The organism is Vibrio sp. QJM3NY_39 (assembly GCF_057785895.1).
In genome coordinates, this window is the sequence record NZ_CM173506.1 from 204324 (window position 1) to 220505 (window position 16182).

General features: G+C 43.0%; 14 protein-coding genes. 7 read left to right on the plus strand and 7 right to left on the minus strand.

Translation table 11 applies throughout. The features are described from left to right. The 4 genes from AC3CHU_RS16955 to AC3CHU_RS16970 form a co-directional block, all read right to left on the minus strand. Nucleotides 1-1275, minus strand: a complete 1275-nt coding sequence (locus AC3CHU_RS16955) for an efflux RND transporter periplasmic adaptor subunit (RefSeq protein ID WP_488525998.1) — start codon at nt 1273-1275, stop codon at nt 1-3. Beyond that, on the minus strand, nt 1272-2720 hold the full coding sequence (locus tag AC3CHU_RS16960) for a TolC family protein (RefSeq protein WP_488525999.1): 1449 nt from the start codon (nt 2718-2720) through the stop codon (nt 1272-1274). Before AC3CHU_RS16960 ends, AC3CHU_RS16955 begins: the two co-directional genes overlap by 4 nt. Before the next feature lie 114 nt (nt 2721-2834). Continuing rightward, nucleotides 2835-3104: a hypothetical protein gene (locus AC3CHU_RS16965; RefSeq protein WP_065205837.1), complete on the minus strand. Its 270-nt coding sequence runs from the start codon at nt 3102-3104 to the stop codon at nt 2835-2837. 358 nt (nt 3105-3462) lie between these two features. Then, nucleotides 3463-4671: a NupC/NupG family nucleoside CNT transporter gene (locus AC3CHU_RS16970; protein ID WP_004729974.1), complete on the minus strand. Its 1209-nt coding sequence runs from the start codon at nt 4669-4671 to the stop codon at nt 3463-3465. A gap of 612 nt (nt 4672-5283) precedes the next feature. On the opposite strand from AC3CHU_RS16970, the gene AC3CHU_RS16975 reads away from it, so the two are divergent. The 4 genes from AC3CHU_RS16975 (at nt 5284) to AC3CHU_RS16990 (ending at nt 8027) form a co-directional block, all read left to right on the plus strand. After that, nucleotides 5284-5760, plus strand: a complete 477-nt coding sequence (locus AC3CHU_RS16975) for a hypothetical protein (protein WP_004729970.1) — start codon at nt 5284-5286, stop codon at nt 5758-5760. 285 nt (nt 5761-6045) lie between these two features. Then, the gene (locus AC3CHU_RS16980) at nt 6046-6315 is read left to right on the plus strand and encodes a PTS sugar transporter subunit IIB (RefSeq protein WP_004729968.1); all 270 of its coding nucleotides are present in this window, start codon (nt 6046-6048) and stop codon (nt 6313-6315) included. Nucleotides 6316-6324: 9 nt separating this feature from the next. After that, on the plus strand, nt 6325-7581 hold the full coding sequence (gene ulaA / locus AC3CHU_RS16985) for a PTS ascorbate transporter subunit IIC (protein WP_004729966.1): 1257 nt from the start codon (nt 6325-6327) through the stop codon (nt 7579-7581). Further along, nucleotides 7578-8027 (plus strand): PTS sugar transporter subunit IIA, encoded by a 450-nt coding sequence (locus AC3CHU_RS16990; protein ID WP_488526000.1) that lies wholly within the window; start codon nt 7578-7580, stop codon nt 8025-8027. The genes ulaA and AC3CHU_RS16990 overlap by 4 nt, the downstream gene beginning before the upstream one ends. A 164-nt stretch (nt 8028-8191) precedes the next feature. On the opposite strand, the gene AC3CHU_RS16995 is transcribed toward AC3CHU_RS16990, so the two are convergent. Continuing rightward, the gene (locus tag AC3CHU_RS16995) at nt 8192-9457 is read right to left on the minus strand and encodes an HD-GYP domain-containing protein (protein ID WP_488526001.1); all 1266 of its coding nucleotides are present in this window, start codon (nt 9455-9457) and stop codon (nt 8192-8194) included. A gap of 225 nt (nt 9458-9682) precedes the next feature. Here AC3CHU_RS16995 and AC3CHU_RS17000 point away from each other — a divergent pair, with 225 nt between their 5' ends. Beyond that, a complete protein-coding gene (locus AC3CHU_RS17000) occupies nt 9683-10219 on the plus strand; it encodes a GNAT family N-acetyltransferase (protein ID WP_488526002.1) in 537 nt (178 codons plus the stop codon). Nucleotides 10220-10322: 103 nt separating this feature from the next. On the opposite strand, the gene AC3CHU_RS17005 is transcribed toward AC3CHU_RS17000, so the two are convergent. Then, a complete protein-coding gene (locus AC3CHU_RS17005) occupies nt 10323-11672 on the minus strand; it encodes a sensor histidine kinase (RefSeq protein ID WP_054547151.1) in 1350 nt (449 codons plus the stop codon). Beyond that, nucleotides 11665-12354 carry a response regulator transcription factor gene (locus AC3CHU_RS17010; RefSeq protein WP_065205833.1) on the minus strand — a complete coding sequence of 230 codons (690 nt, stop codon included), beginning with the start codon at nt 12352-12354 and terminating at the stop codon, nt 11665-11667. Before AC3CHU_RS17010 ends, AC3CHU_RS17005 begins: the two co-directional genes overlap by 8 nt. 812 nt (nt 12355-13166) lie before the next feature. On the opposite strand from AC3CHU_RS17010, the gene AC3CHU_RS17015 reads away from it, so the two are divergent. After that, nucleotides 13167-15173 carry a putative bifunctional diguanylate cyclase/phosphodiesterase gene (locus AC3CHU_RS17015; protein ID WP_488526003.1) on the plus strand — a complete coding sequence of 669 codons (2007 nt, stop codon included), beginning with the start codon at nt 13167-13169 and terminating at the stop codon, nt 15171-15173. Nucleotides 15174-15422: 249 nt separating this feature from the next. Next, nucleotides 15423-15902, plus strand: coding sequence for a type II secretion system protein (locus AC3CHU_RS17020; RefSeq protein WP_488526004.1), 480 nt, complete (start codon nt 15423-15425; stop codon nt 15900-15902). Nucleotides 15903-16182: the final 280 nt, after the last annotated feature.

Consider the following 16182-nt stretch of genomic DNA (forward strand, 5'->3'; position numbering starts at 1 on the left):
TTAACCCTCCGCCTTAGCCAGAACGACCATGCCTGCTTTAAAGCTGCTTAACGGACGCTTAACCACTTGAACACACTCGTCAATTTCCACGCCCAGTTTGGTAGGATCGATGTAAATCAAACCGCCCTTTTCAAACTCAACATCCGCGTTTGATTTAGAAAGCTGACCGTTGTCATCCACAAACCACAGGTCACCCTGCTGCGAAAGTGCAGAAGCTGGAAGTTCCCATAATTGAGTTAATTGCTTACCCGAGATCGTTGCTTTAACGAATGTGCCCGGATAAAGATCTTTCTGTTGTTCCAAAGGATTATCGACTTTCACGATCAACGAACGTTGACGAGTGTCTTGCTGCAAATGTTGCTCAACTCGTTCAACATAACCTTGCCATTGGTATTGACCATCAGAACTCGACAACGTTACTGACCACGGTTGTACTTTCAATTGCGTGTTATCGCTATTCGGTAAGCTCAACCATTGGCTTTCAGACAGAGGCACAGAAACCTCAACTTCATCGATACTGTATAAAGTAGCTATTTGGGTACCCGTTTGTGCATAGCTTCCCGGTTGAACATCACGGCTCACAACCAACGAATCAAAAGGGGCAACTAATGTTGTTTTTTCGAGGTCTTGCTGAGCCTTAACTAGTTCTAACTTGGCGTTTTCTAGAGCTGCGGTAACTTGTGCTAATTGGGGCTTACGCAATACCAAAGGCGAATCAGGCTCGCCGGACAAACCAGAGCGTTGCCATTCAGACTTAGCTTGTTCGCCTTGTCTTTGCTCTTCCAATAAATCCAGTTGAGCTTGAGCAACATTGGCCTTTGCTTGCGTCACTGCTTGTAGGTAACTGGTCGAATCGATATTAGCGATCACGTCACCTTCGCTAATCACTTGTCCAGTTTCGAACTGTGAACTAATCGCTTCCACTCGACCGCTAACTTCAGTCGAAAACATCAACTCATAACGCGACTTCGCTTCTCCGTATCCCACCACTTCCGCTTGGTAATCACCCAGTGTTGCGAGTATTACAGACACTTGTTGCTGCTGCGATGCAGACAAAATTGTCGTTTCAACAGGCGTCATTTCGAGAGACTGAGTGTCAACAAACTTAGTTTCAATAGACTTAGTGTCAACAACCATAGCTTGAGGCTCGGAAACCGCTAATTCATTGGCCTTTTGAGGAGCAGGAGCCACTTGAGAACCGTTGTAAGCAAGGGCAGCAAAGATGCTTGAACCAGCCACTAGAGTGATGGCAATTGTGATGGTGTTCAGTTTCATGAAGATACTCCCAAGCCCAGAGCTAGGCCTAAATCAATTCGGTTTACGAGACGGTTATAAATGGTTTGTGTTAGCTGCGCTTCAAGGTCGTAGGTTTGTTGCTGAACAGTAAGTAGATCAAAAATGTCGACCAAACCCTGACGGTATTTCTCTTCATAGCTGGTGAAGCTGCGTTGTGCGCTCACCAAGGCATTCGTTAGGTGTTGCTGTTGAAGAGTTAATGACGACTCTTGACCCATCGCGTTCTCCACTTCATTTACCGCACTAAGCAATGTTTCTTGGTAAGCCCAGTAACTGGTTTCTGTGGTTAAGTCAGCAATCTCTGCTTGGGCTTTCAGCTTGCCACCTTGAAACAGTGGTGCCGATACTTGGCCAAGCGCACTCCACAAAGGCCCGGTAAGCAGCGCTTCGCTCGGAGATTCCGCCATATCGGTTAGGCTTGCAGATAAGCTGATCGACGGCAGCATCGCTTTGTATGCGGCATCGGCACGTAGTGTTTCTGCTTCAATATTGAAGAAAGCCGCTTGAAGATCCGGACGCCCTGCCAGATCTTGCGTCGGCATGTTGTCTAGCGGGTTAATGATGGTTGGGAATGAACCGAGATCCGCAAGTGATAACTCCTCAGACTCCCCACTCCACTGCCCCGTTAACAAAACTAACGCGCGTCGACTTTGTGCCAGTTGCTCTTGGTAATCGGCCAAAGTTGCTTGAGTCGATGCGCTGCTCGTTTTGGCGTTATCTAGCTCTTCAAGGCTACCTAGCCCTGTGCGATAACGTTCTAAAACCAGCTCTTCGTTGTTTTCGAGGATCACTAAGCGCTGCGTTTCAATATCAACAAGCTGCTGCTTCAAACTGATATCAAGCCAACCTCTCATAACACTCGCGACCAAAAGATCTTGAGCGCCCTGAAGGTTAGCCTGAGACGTCGCAATATCTTTTAACGCGGCGTTGTTTGTGTCTGCTAATTTCTGCCATAAGTCCAACTCCCAACCGACCGTGACATCCGTAGTGTAGCTTTCAGTGGTGCTTGAGCCGTTAGTGCCTTCGTCAGCTTGACCAGAAAAACTCGCATCGACGGTTGGTAAGCGGTCGCCAGACGTCACACCTTGCTGTGCATAGGCAATTTTGAGTGCTGTGATACTTTGTTGAAGGCTTGGACTGTTCTGTAGAGCGCGCTCGATATAGAGATCGAGCTTCGGCGCATTCACTAAATCGGTGAGTTGTAGATTCTCTGTATCTAACTCTTGTTCATTAGAAGCATGCTGGTTCAAAGCCTGTTCTTCAGAGGTTTGTTGGATCAGCTCTGAAAGCAAGCTTTGCTGTGTCTTGCTAGTGCTTTGCTCTGCTAACGAAACATAGTCAGCCTGACTGGTTGTCGTGCAACCGATCAACCCGATTAGAGCAAGTGAAATAAGGGAATGTTTTAAAGGAAGATTCAATTTCATCTTCTTGTCTCCTGTAAGAATGGAGGCAAGATAACGAGCTGGAGGTTAAGGGAGGGTTAAGGCGAACGTTAACCCTAAAAGAAAATGCAAAAAGTGTACGTTTAAACTTCTGTTTTATGCTTCTGACTTACTAGAAAAGAGCCCACCGATCTTATAACCAATCGCATAGCAGACCACTGCAATAGTCACAAACACCAATGCCGAGAAGAAGTACGCCACCGATGCGGCGACGCCAGTGCCCCATACGATGCTGAAGACTAAACCGTGGTAAGCCTCTTGCGGCCACTGAGAGATAGGGAACTGAGTACCACCAGCAATAAGATAAACCATCGCAAACAAGCCGATAAAGGCAGTGATAAGACCGATGAGAACGCGCATGTTCATGGGGAGACCTTTGATTTATTGGACTTGGTTGCCATTGTTCTTAGTCGAAAGCGGATGTGCTTAGTCGAAACCGAATATTCTCAATCGAAGTCGAATGTTCTTAATCGAAGTCGAATGCTATTAATCGCAACCTAATGATATTCAAGTATATCGGATAAAAGGAGCTTGCTCTATTACTCTTCCGAGTGAGCCTAACACACTACAGAACAATGAGAAGTGGTGGCTAGAACCTTAATCAACCTAACGAGCAGGCACAAAAAAGCGGACACCCTTCTTACGTAAACTCCGTAAGTAAGATACCCGCTTTTACTAAATTTAAGCGCTTTTATTGAATCTAGCTACTTTAACTTAATCTAGCTTAAAGCAGGATGAAGATACCCGCTAAACATGCACTCATTAGGTTAGCTAACGTACCAGCCGCTACTGCTTTCAAACCTAAGTTTGCCACTTCTGCACGACGCTCTGGTGCCATCACACCAATCGAACCTAATTGAATCGCGATAGAACCAATGTTGGCAAAACCACACAATGCAAAAGTCACAATGACTTGGCTATGTTCAGATAGCAGCGCTTTGTTCTCAACGAAGTCGATGAAAGCAACGAACTCGTTCATTACGATCTTCTGACCGATGTAAGAACCTGCCATTAATACTTCATCACTCGGGATACCAATTAACCATGCAAGAGGCGAGAATAGGTAACCGAAGATGGCTTGCAGGGTAATGCCCGCAAAACCGAACATTTCGCCTAGACTTTCTAAACCCGTGTTGACCATTGCAATCACACTCACGAATGCAACCAACATAGTGCCGACAGCGACCGCCACCTTCATACCGTTCATTGCGCCACTTGCCAATGCATCGATCACGTTGCTTTGGTCAGCTTTATCTAGCTCAATGTGGTCGTAGTCACTCGGAGTACTACGCTCAGGAACAATGATCTTCGCCATCAATAGGCTGCCCGGAGCCGCCATGAAGCTTGCTGCAATAAGGTATTTAAGTTCAACACCTAATCCTGCATAGCCACCCAGTACACTGCCGGCTACTGACGCCATGCCGCCCGCCATTACAGCAAACAGTTCAGAACGAGTCATAGACTTTAAAAAGGGACGAATAAGAAGAGGAGACTCACCCTGAGAAAGGAAGATATTACCTGTTGCAACTAGAGATTCAGCTTTACTGGTACCCAGCAGTTTTTGCACGGCTCCACCAAGAACTTGAATCACTTTCTGCATAACGCCTAAGTAATAGAGCGCAGAGATCAAAGCACTGAAGAAGATAATGATTGGAAGTACGCGAATCGCGAAAATGAAACCTTCAGTAGCCAGATCACCAAATAGGAAAGCGATACCAACGTCTGCAAAACCAAGCAAGCTCGAAACGCCATTGCTTAGGCTTGTTAACGCCAGTTGTCCCCAAGGGAAATACAACACCAAAGCAGCGAAGCCGATTTGAAGTAATAGTGCACGAGAGACCGTTTTCCAGTTAATAGAAGAGCGACTCTCAGATAGCAGACATGCGCAAGCAATCAGTGCAATAACACCGACAAGACCAAATAGAATATTCATAATGTGTCCTAGTAATCCTTAAAGAGTGAACATGAGCCAAACGAATGACATCAAAGGAATAGGACAAAGAACCGCAAGCAAAACGCTACGCGATGAAGGAGCTAACAACGTTAGCGACTGTAACAACGAGTTGTTCATGTAAAAATCACCTTATACAAGCAGTGGAACGTAGCTGGTCCGGTCCGTGGGGTCATTCACATATCCATGTGACGGCTTGTATTGGCTAAGCACCGGCTTAAAACCGGAAAAGAAGTATAAACAGTTAAGTGAGACTTTCATCACATTTTTTGACGCAAACGATCGCGCGGTCAAGGATTAAACAAAACGCAGTGTTTATCGTCTTTTGTATGCATAAAAACTGTAAACAACCTGTATGAAGTTGAATTTGTAATGTTAAGCCTTTAAACGTACGAGCGTAATCACTCGGTTAATTCTGTGTGATTCTTACTACTTTTCTGTGCTCTGCCTCATTTCCCGATACTTCAAGATTCATCTTAAGTTTAGATGCGTATATACTTTGTATGATCTCACCAAATAATTATCTATAAAATACTAATAGAGCTGATTATATATAACAGCCATCGAGACTAAGAGAGGAAACACTTGAAGAAAATGGAAGCTCCGCACGACATGAACAATGGAGCTAAATTCAAAACAAATAGACATGGCTATGTGACAGTAGTTGAATATTATAACACCTATACTGTTATTGTCGCGTTTGAAAATACCGGAAATATCCGCGCTATCAGTGCGGCGAAATTACGTACAGGTCAGTTAACCGATCGCTCTGTCGCACCTGAATCAATTATGATTGGTGAAAAGGTTGAATCCGTTAAACATGGAATATTGACCATTACCCAAGTTGAATCTGAAAATATTGTGGTACTAACCAACACTAATAACGAAGAAATTCGAATGTTATTACCAGCCGTACAAAAAATGAAAGATAAGGTCGAAGATGTTGAGAATGATAAAACTGAGGCTCCAAAGCCAACCTCTCTTAGTCAATTAACAAAAAGAAATAAAAAGACCAAAGACGTCAATAGCATGCTTAAGAAAATGCTTACCGATTACGGTCGATACGATTAGTTATCTATTTTATTTCACAGATCCTCTAAATATTTGCCTTCCGAAAAATAAATACATTTACTCCTGCCTTTCTCAATAAGATACGTTGCATATTCGAGTGAAAAGTTAAATTTGATCAAAGTCTCACTCTGGATCTTTAACACGAATTAACGAGATCTCCATCACAATCTCATTTTGGCTTTGTGATGTAGATCTTATTGAAATCTGAATATTTCCATTATTATGCTCTCACACAATAAGAGAACGCAGTTTCTCAACCCCTAAAATCCAATTGAGACAAATATTATGAAAAAGATTCTTGTAGTTTGCGGTAACGGCCTTGGTACTTCACTAATGATGGAAATGGCAGTGAAAGAAGTGGCTAAAAAAATCGGTTTCGAAGCAGAGATTGATCACGAAGATCTATCTTCTGCAGCATCAAGCAATGCGGATATTTGGGTCGCGGCAACAGACGTTGCTAACCAACTGAAAGACGGTGGAAAAGAGAATATCATCAGCCTTAAAAATATTTTTGACAAAGCATCAATCGAAGAACAACTAAAAACTTTCATGTAAGGTCAAATTATGCAAAACTTTTTCGAATTCATGCTCGGCTTATTAAAAGAGCCAGCAATCATGGTAGGTTTAATTGCTTTCATTGGCCTTGTTGCACAAAAAGCTGATATTTCTACCATTCTAAAAGGCACAATTAAAACCGTAATGGGTTTCCTAATTTTAGGTTTTGGTGCTGGCGCTCTTGTTGGCGCACTAAATAACTTCTCAGTTGTATTTACTGAAGCATTCGGCGTAAGTGGTGTTATTCCAAATAACGAAGCAATTGTTGCATTAGCACAAGAAGCATTCGGTTATGAAATGGCTCTAATTATGTTCTTTGCATTCGTTGTGAATATTTTATTGGCTCGCATTACTCCTTTAAAATATATTTTCTTAACGGGTCACCACACAATGTTCATGTCTATGCTAGTAGCGGTAATTCTGTCTACAGCAAACATTGAAGGCACTGCTCTAGTCGCAATTGGCTCTATCATTGTGGGTACACTAATGGTTGTGATGCCAGCGCTAGGCCAAAAGTACACTGAAAAAGTGATGGGTACTGATCAACTGGCTATCGGTCACTTCTCGACACTGTCTTACATCGTGTCTGGCTTCATTGGTAGCAAATTCGGTGACACATCAAAATCAACAGAAGACATCCAAGTTCCTAAAAGCTTAATGTTCCTACGTGATACGCCAGTAGCAGTAGCAACAACAATGGCAATCTTCTTCATGCTTGCGTCTATTATTGCGGGCGGCGAGTTTGTAGAAACAGTATCAAGCGGTCAAAACTGGGTTGTGTTTACCTTCATGCAATCTCTAATCTTTGCAGGGGGTGTTTACATCGTATTGCAAGGTGTGAAGATGCTAATTGCTGAAATCGTTCCTGCATTTAAAGGTATTTCTGACAAACTAGTTCCGGGTGCAAAACCTGCTCTAGATTGCCCAATGGTATTCCCTGTAGCGCCAAACGCGGTACTTATCGGTTTCCTTTGTTCTTTCGCTGCTGGTCTACTAGCAATGGCAGTACAAGGTGCACTTGGTTGGACAATCATTGTAGCGGGCGTGGTACCTCACTTCTTCGTTGGTGGCGCAGCTGGTGTTTACGGTAACGCAACAGGCGGTTTACGCGGTGCAATCCTAGGTTCATTCACGCAAGGTCTGTGTATCTCTTTCCTACCGATGCTGCTACTTCCTGTACTGGGTGGCCTGGGTCTTGAAGCAACAACGTTTGCTGACTTCGACTTCGGTGTAGTTGGTCTGATTCTAGGGTGGATTGTTTCATGAGCCTATTTGATTTAATCGGTAACCAAGGCGTTATCATCAACTCTGAAGAGAACCTAACGGTTGATGCTGCGATTGATTTAACCTGTTCAACACTGTTATCAAGCAAAAAAATCGAAGCAAGCTATGTTGAAGCTATCAAGCAAAAGCACAAAGACATCGGCGCGTACTATGTTCTAGCACCAAAGATCGCGATGCCTCATGCTCGTCCTGAAGATGGTGTAAACGAAGCATCACTACAGGTGACAGTATTCAAAAAGGGTGTTGATTTAGAGTCGGAAGACAACGGTGACGTTTACCTTTCAATCACTCTGGCAGCGATGGACTCAGACAGCCATATCCATACTATTATGGCGCTATCAGAGTTGTTCCAAAATAATGATGACATTGATGCCATTATCGCAGCGGAAACAGAGCTAGAGATCATCGAGATCTTAAAACGATACTAGCTTCAATTTTTAGGCCTTAACCTTTAGTTCCTACTGATGTTTATCTCCTGAAAGCCCCCACTAAAAAAGCGATAGCCTCGGCTATCGCTTTTCTGTTTCTGGTGATTGGTCATTTCTCATCGAGTATGAGTGAAGGCATCACACCTCGAAACCATTCACTAGCGTTAAAACGCGTACATTCTTTTATCAGTTGATAACTCGAAACAGTACTGTGCGTGTTTTTCAAGACATTCAAACACTTCTCGATCTAACTTATAGTTTTCAACATAGTCTCTCAAAATAGCCATCGTCTGTTCTAACGTCATACCAGCACGATAAGGACGTGATTGAGATAATGCTTGGAATACATCTACCACAGCGACGATCCGACTCGGTTGATCCAGCTCTTCCGCCGTTTTACCAATTGGGTAACCTGATCCATCTAACCTTTCATGATGATTGGATGCCCATTGACATACCTGAGGAGAACTAAACAGCTCTTGCAGTGCGAATCGAGTGTCCGTTGCGTGGCGTTTAATACAGCAATACTCCTCTTCGGTCAGCAAATCCGGCTTATGAAGAATGTCATTAGGTGTTTGCAGTTTGCCGATGTCATGAACTAGCCCTGCTAAATAGAGTTTACGCTGAGTTGTGTATGAATAACCCAACTGCTTAGCGAGATATTCAGAAAGCTGCCCGACTTTCAACGAATGCTTAAAAGTAAACGAACTTTTTGTATCAACAACATTGGCGATAAACTCGGCAAAGGCCACCGTCTCGTCCAGCGACATTTGCTGAGAGAAGAATGGCACAGGCTCAAAGTTATCCCTCATGTTCTCGATGTAAGGGATTTCCATCGAGAACCAAAAATCATCCAGATCGACCAGCTCACACATGTGTTGTACAAGGTTGGTTTCGAACATCTCATCCGCTTGTTCAGTCAAACATTCGATAATGCTCGCTTTTCCATCTGGTGTTAAATTTCCATAACGATCAGAAGAGGTTATGCCGTATAGATAATCGACTCTGTCGGCAAGCATCACGATCGCGGCCAATTCTTTTTCTAACTCGCTGATATGAATCGCCTTTAACTCAGCCCACGGGGTATGATGATAAAGAACCGGCTTAGCGAATATAGAAAGAACTGGGCACTCTTTTAAGATTTGGTAGCCCTTCTGACAATGGTGATAGCTCGAGTCGGGCACAAACCCAGAAGTTAAGCTGAGCTGCTCATCAATTTGCGATACGCCACAGTCGTGAATTAACCCTAATGAGAACGCAAGTTGGGCCTGCTCTTCTTCCCACCCGACGCTCAGAGCACATCGATACGCGATATAACCGACCCTCTGCCCATGGTTTTTGCTTTCAAAACCGACGTTATCAAGCGCCTTAGCAATACCAAATAGAGCCTTTCTTAGGTCTACGGTTACCTCTTGGCAATGTTGATTCATTATTTAAGCCTAGCATTTTTATAGTTTTTATATATTTAGGCTGCTAATACTAATGCATAGCTAATGGTTATATACACAACTATTGTAAGGTTTAATGAGTTTCGTGATAGAACTAACGTATCACGAAAAATCCGTGCTACAAGTGGTTGCATATTGAAAATCATGCGACATTATAGCCTGCCGACCAAAAATCACTAAATCATCAGCCAAAAGAAAAGGAAAGACATGTTTAAAACGATTATCGATAACGAACTATCCATCGCATTGGTCGAAGAAAGTTTCGCTGCCCATTACGCTGACTATTCACAAAGCCAAAATGAGTATCTTAGCCAGTGGTTAGCATGGCCACCGCACTGCAAAACAGAGCAAGATTTTAGGATTTTCATCCAACGCTCATTACACGATTATGCTGAAGGGAAAAGCATGACATGTGCCATCGTGTATCAAGGAAAGATCGTCGGTAACTGCAGCTTCAATACCATCGACCACAATACCAAGAAGGTAACGATTGGTTATTGGTTGTCACAGACTCAACAAGGCAAAGGCATCGTCACTCGTGTGGTTCAAAAACTGATTGATATTGCTTTCAATGAGTTAGATATGGAAAAGATTGAAATATCAGCCGCTACTGAGAACATGAGTAGTCGTAAAGTTTGTGAGCGCTTACATTTTACATTGGAAGGCACCATCACTTGTAACGAGAACTTGAATGGCCGCATCGTAGACCACGCCATTTATGGACTTCATCGCTCTAAGCTCTAAGCAGTCACTATTATGTAAATGAGCATACTAAAAAGCCACGGTATTCGACCGTGGCTTTGTTATTTTACGAACCTAGAACCTAAGTAGCCCTCAGAGCGCCCAGTTATACGGTCTTAGGAATCACGATACTGAACTTAGCTCCACCATGGTTGCTGTCATCGATTTTGATATCCCAAGAAAGCTTTTTAGCCGCTGAAATCGCAATCGCGAGGCCTAACCCCAAACCACCCGTTGTTGAGGTTCTGCTTGAATCCAAGCGAGAAAACGGAAGAAATACTTCATCACGACTGTCTTCTGGGATTCCAGAACCATTATCTTCAATAACCACTAGCCAATTTTCTGAATTCTCATCCAGTGTCATCCACACCTCATCGCGCGTGTAATTACCCGCGTTTTTGAGAATATTATCGAAGACCAAACGTGCCATTGAGCAGTCACACTTAATCTTGCAATCTTGCCCTACTTTGGATTCAAAGAGCACATTGTCTAACTGAGAGTAACGAATACGATCGAGACAGTACTCATGAAGATCAGAGGTCACTTTAACGAGCTCAAAGAATGAGTTATCCATGACATTCAACTTCGACAGCATGATAATTTCTGAAGTAAGATCGTTGATATCCTCAATGTAGGTATCAATATCATCGAAAAGCGCCTGATGATGGTCGGGAGCTCCCCTTCTTAGAATATCGGTCGCCAGCTGAATACGACTGAGCGGGGTGCGCACCTCATGTGGGATAGCTTGAGCAAAGATGTGGCTTTGTTTCACTTTGCTCTCGATCTCTTCCGCCATGAAGTTAAAGCTGCTGGCCAAATCTGACACTGGATGAATGTCGTCTAGATCAGAACGAGTACTGAGTTTCCCTCGACCAAACTGTTTTTGCTTCTCAACTAGCAACTCGATTCTTTCTTGAAAACGCCTCACAGGTAAGTAAACACTTGCGCCGATCGCGACAATAATGGCGAACAAAAGCCCGAGTAAAAAGTTTCTTTCTGAATCTTCATACCATTCAATTTCAGGAGAGAAAAAATCCCCTACCTCACTGAACGCGAAACTAAATTTAGAATTTGGAAGTTGAAACACCGCCGAGTACAGATCGTTATCACTGAGGTATATAGGTACACCATTTAAAGTGGTAAATAACTCGCATCGTTGGCATGGAGCCTCTCCCGACCAATTATCTAACAGGCGTAAATTGAAGATATAAAATTGTTGGTAGCCTGTTCTATCGAGTTCTTTATACAGAGAATTATATTGATTGTGCTGACGGGTATACTGCTCAACGAAGTAAATACCATCATTTAAGAAAGTTTCGATCTCGGTTCTTCGCATGTGCCCTTCACCTAGGTTCACAAACAAAAAGATCGTTGCCGACATACCAACCACAATCCCAAGATACAATCGGGCAAACATCGAAACAGAACGAAGTTTCGCAGTCATGAACTTACGCAACCAGCATGTACCCCTTATTGCGAACCGTACGGATCAACTGTTTGTCTTTTGCGTGAATGCGTAGTTTTCGTCTTAAACCGGAAACTCGCATATCAATAGAACGATCATTAAAAGCATAATCAATCCCTCGAAATAACTGACAGCACTGGTCTCGAGTCACGACCTGACAGATGTTATTCACAAGAAGGTTTAAGATTTCAAACTCGGCAGAAGTAAGCTTAAGATTTTGCCCATACAGAGTGGCACTTTGAGCAATATTGTTGATCACAATATCGCATTGCTTTTCAGCCGTTTTTTCTGGCGCGATAGCAATAGGAGCAGCTCGACGTAATAACGCTTCAATTCGCGCCAACAAAGCATGGCCACGAATAGGCTTTGCAACGTAATCATCCGCGCCAAACTTAAATAAGCTTACCTCACTCATTTCATCGGCAGAGGCGGTCAACACTAAAATTATTCCATTGTAAAACTCTCGAGCCTGACGGCAAATTTGAGCGCCACTCATGCCTGGAAGCATCAAGTCCAACAGCACTAAATCAGGTTCAATACTGCGGATCGCTTCAAGTGCTAAATTCCCTTCATGAACAACGCTAACATCGTAGCCTTCAGCTTCTAGGTAAAGCGTAGTTAAACGAGCTATCTCTTGGTCATCTTCGACAATGAGCACTTTGGTTTTCGACATTCCTATCACCAGTATTTATTAAAAGCGAGGGCAGTATATATACTGCTCATATATCATCAATGTTGTGATTCGAGCCTCACCTTTACCGTACGCAAAACATTGTAATCACTTTTGTACATACACGTTTACAAAACGCAGTGCTTAACCACCAGTACGCCTTAGTTTAAGAAGGTTGGCCATCAATAACTCGCTATTCAAGGTGTTTTAATTGCCTATACAACGCTTACGTTTGCTTTATTTTCTTACTCACACTTACATTTAAGGCATTTACAAAACCCAATCAAATCAACCTTCCAAATAGTAATGACTTGTCGGTTAATATCACTGACAAATAACATATTTATAGGTTTAAAATCCGAACATATCGTTCAACAGTCGAAAGAAAACGATTACGTTACCCACCAGCCAGTGTTTTGCATTTTCAGGGCCTCGGCAGGCGCTATTAAGCAATATCTTCTTCAAGTAATATTCATGAAATTGATAATTCGATCCAGCATTTGCTAATCACCACTACCACACAAGGTCCACTTTAAGATGAATAAACCGCTTTCACTGTTACTGACCAGCCTCCCTTTATTTTCAACGCAGTTATTAGCTGATAGCAATAAACAAGAAATAGTGAATCCGATTCAAGCGCAGGCAAATTCTTGGATAAACATTCAGGTCGCGCCAAAAATAACATTCGTCAAAAGATGGGCTTCAACTGTGAGTTCTATAGCGCGCTCCTTTCTGTAGCACTTTTTTCTTCTTCAACACGGCTTTTAACGGCTGTTGAAGACCAGAATTCAATTTGATAAGCGCCTACTGAATGCATGAGTTCGGTAGGCACTGTTCGACCAACACATCAGTTCACCGAGTTCAATATGATGACCAATTATCAACCTTTCGAGCATCTCAAGTGTCCTATTTGGATATATGATATTGATAATAAAAGAATAACTTGGGCAAATAGTAACGCGCTTCCCCTCTGGGAGTCTGAGTCGATGTTTGAGCTGACATCACGTGACTTTAGTGTCGAGATGTCAAAAGCGATAGAAGCAACACTGGAAGAATACCAAAGACAATTTCTACGTAACGAAAGCATCAAAACATGGTGGAACTTCACGCCAAACCACATTTCCAAACGTGCATTATGCCTATTTTCTGGGATCCCATTGCCCGATGGTCGAACTGGGATGTTGGTACAAGTCATTGCCGAAGAGGGCAGCCTAAAGCACGACTTAGCTTGCTCTGATGGCGCAAATCTATCCCTTCTATTTGATAACTCGGGAGACGTAGTGAGCGCTAACTCCGCATTCTTTCAAAGCTATGGTTCACCGTTTAGTACCCTATCCGACTTCGTTTCAAGTGAAGAGGCAGCAGCACAATGGTTGTTTGCTGCGCGTAAAGGCCGCGAGATTTTAGAAGAAGTCAGCTGCGAAATAGATAACAAAATTCATCACTTTGACGTTCAAGGAAAATGGCTATTTGATAAAAGCGAGCTTCTGTTAAACCTCACCTGTACAACTAAACAGAAAGAGAAGTTGATCAAAGCCAGATACAACGCTGAGCACGACTGTTTAACTGAGCTTTACAATCGCCGCGGTATCACCAACCTTTTGGAAACCAGTATTGCCTATCGCTCGCCCTTTGAGTTGATGTTTGTCGACCTTGATGGCTTCAAATTGGTCAATGATACTTATGGACACAGTGTCGGTGACCAACTACTTAAGCAGGTTGGCGAACGTCTTAAACACCTCGTCGACGAAACGTGCATGATCGGTCGATTTGGTGGCGACGAATTCATTGTGATTGCCCACGCCTGCCGAAATCACAATATCCCGCTGCTCTGCTCTCGTATTATTGAAGCCTTGAACAAGAGTTTCCACATCAGAGGGATTGGCACCTTGTCTGTTGGTTGCAGCATCGGTACCGCTCATTTCCCTGATAATGCCGTCGATCAAGAGTCACTGCTCAAGCAAGCGGGTATGGCGATGCATATGGCCAAAACAAATGGACGAAATCGATTTCAAACTTTTACACCTTGTCTAGCACAAACCCTTCACCGCAAGGTAGAGATCCGTCATCGACTCACGCATGCCTTAGAGAATGACGACCTCAACCTTCATTACCAACCGATAATGAACACTAACAGCGACAAGGTGAAAGGATTTGAAGCCTTACTTCGATGGTCGGACGAAGAACTAGGTGACATAGCTCCTGACGAATTTATTACCTTAGCGGAGGAGAGTGGGCAAATAGTTCCTCTCGGAAAATGGGTTCTCAATTCCGCACTCAAACAGTTATCGATGTGGCAACGAGAGTTTGATAATGAGTTGATGATGAGCATCAATATCTCGAGTATTCAGATGCACGCTACCTTTGCCGAACAGTTATTGGCAATGCTGAACTTCTACAACATCCAGCCTCAAAGCGTTGCCCTTGAAATCACGGAGTCTTCCATGATCTTCAAGCATGGTGAAGTCAGACAAGCATTAAGTGATATATCAAAATTAGGCGTAGAACTTCACCTTGATGACTTTGGCACAGGGTACTCCTCACTCTCAATGTTGCATGACTTGCCAATTAGCACCGTTAAACTCGATAAAAGTTTTGTCCATGGTTCGCACAAAGGGAGCAAAGCAATAGTCCAAGCCACTCATGCTATCTGCGACAAACTGGGGCTAAAAGTAGTTGCTGAAGGCGTCGAGACCGAAACGCAAAAAGCGTTCTTGATCGATTGTGGGTACCAGTATCTTCAAGGATTCTTGTTTAGTAAGCCCATCCCGTCAAATGAAGTCGAAAGACAATTTTTAACGGGTCGATTAGTAGACATTTAAAAACTTATTTATCAATAAGTTAGAGCTTTTAGCACTTCGTAGTCCAGAGAGTGATACCCACATCAACGCTTACGTATGCTTACATTGCGGCCAATAACGACAAGCCGAAGTTAAAGTATTGTTTATTATGCAATTATTGAGAACAATCAACCTGCAAGCCATATAACAGATATACCTACCTTCTGTAATGGCTTTGGTATTTAGATTACCCTCAAGCAGCCCCTCAATCAGATCAAATAATCGGTAAATATGAGAAGACAAAACGGCTTCACTCTCTTAGAACTTATCATCGCAGTCTTAATTTTAGCTATCCTGTCTGCCACGGCTATGGTCAAGTTCTTAAACGTTCAAGGAAGCGCCCGTGCGAGTAAAATACACGACGTAGCGGGTAACCTACGTACCGGTATCGATATGATCTACGCCAAGTCTGCGATTGCTGGCGTTGATGGAGAGTGCAACTATGTAGAAAAAACGGAAATTGAAACCTACTACGTCTGTCATGGCTACCCAATAGCTTATGTGGATTCACTAAGAAGACTGCTCAATATCGACAGAACAGAGCTTCACGTGATCAACAAAGAAGTCGATCCTGGTAGCAATGCCGAAAGAGTAGCAGCTATCTCTTTTGACGCAGATAACTACACCTATTCACCTGAAGGTGACTTTTGTCAGGTACTCTATCAACCAGAAAAAGAACCTCAAATCGTCGTACTTGATGGCGCATGTTAAATACTCAACGATTTTACTCATACAGAAGTTAGAGCTAAGCCATCGAGACAGATCTTTGAATATCATGTGATTACGATAAATCTGTTCAAAAATAATACGAATAGGACTAAGTTGTTGCTGCTTACATCTTCAAGTGCTGTTTACGTTATAACACGAACCTAATTCATATCTTATTTTTTATAATTAGTCTATAAAGATCTACATAGGTGTATGTCTGATATAGATATCAACAGTGTTTTGATTAAACATCTTTCATAAATGGATAGGTATAAATATATAA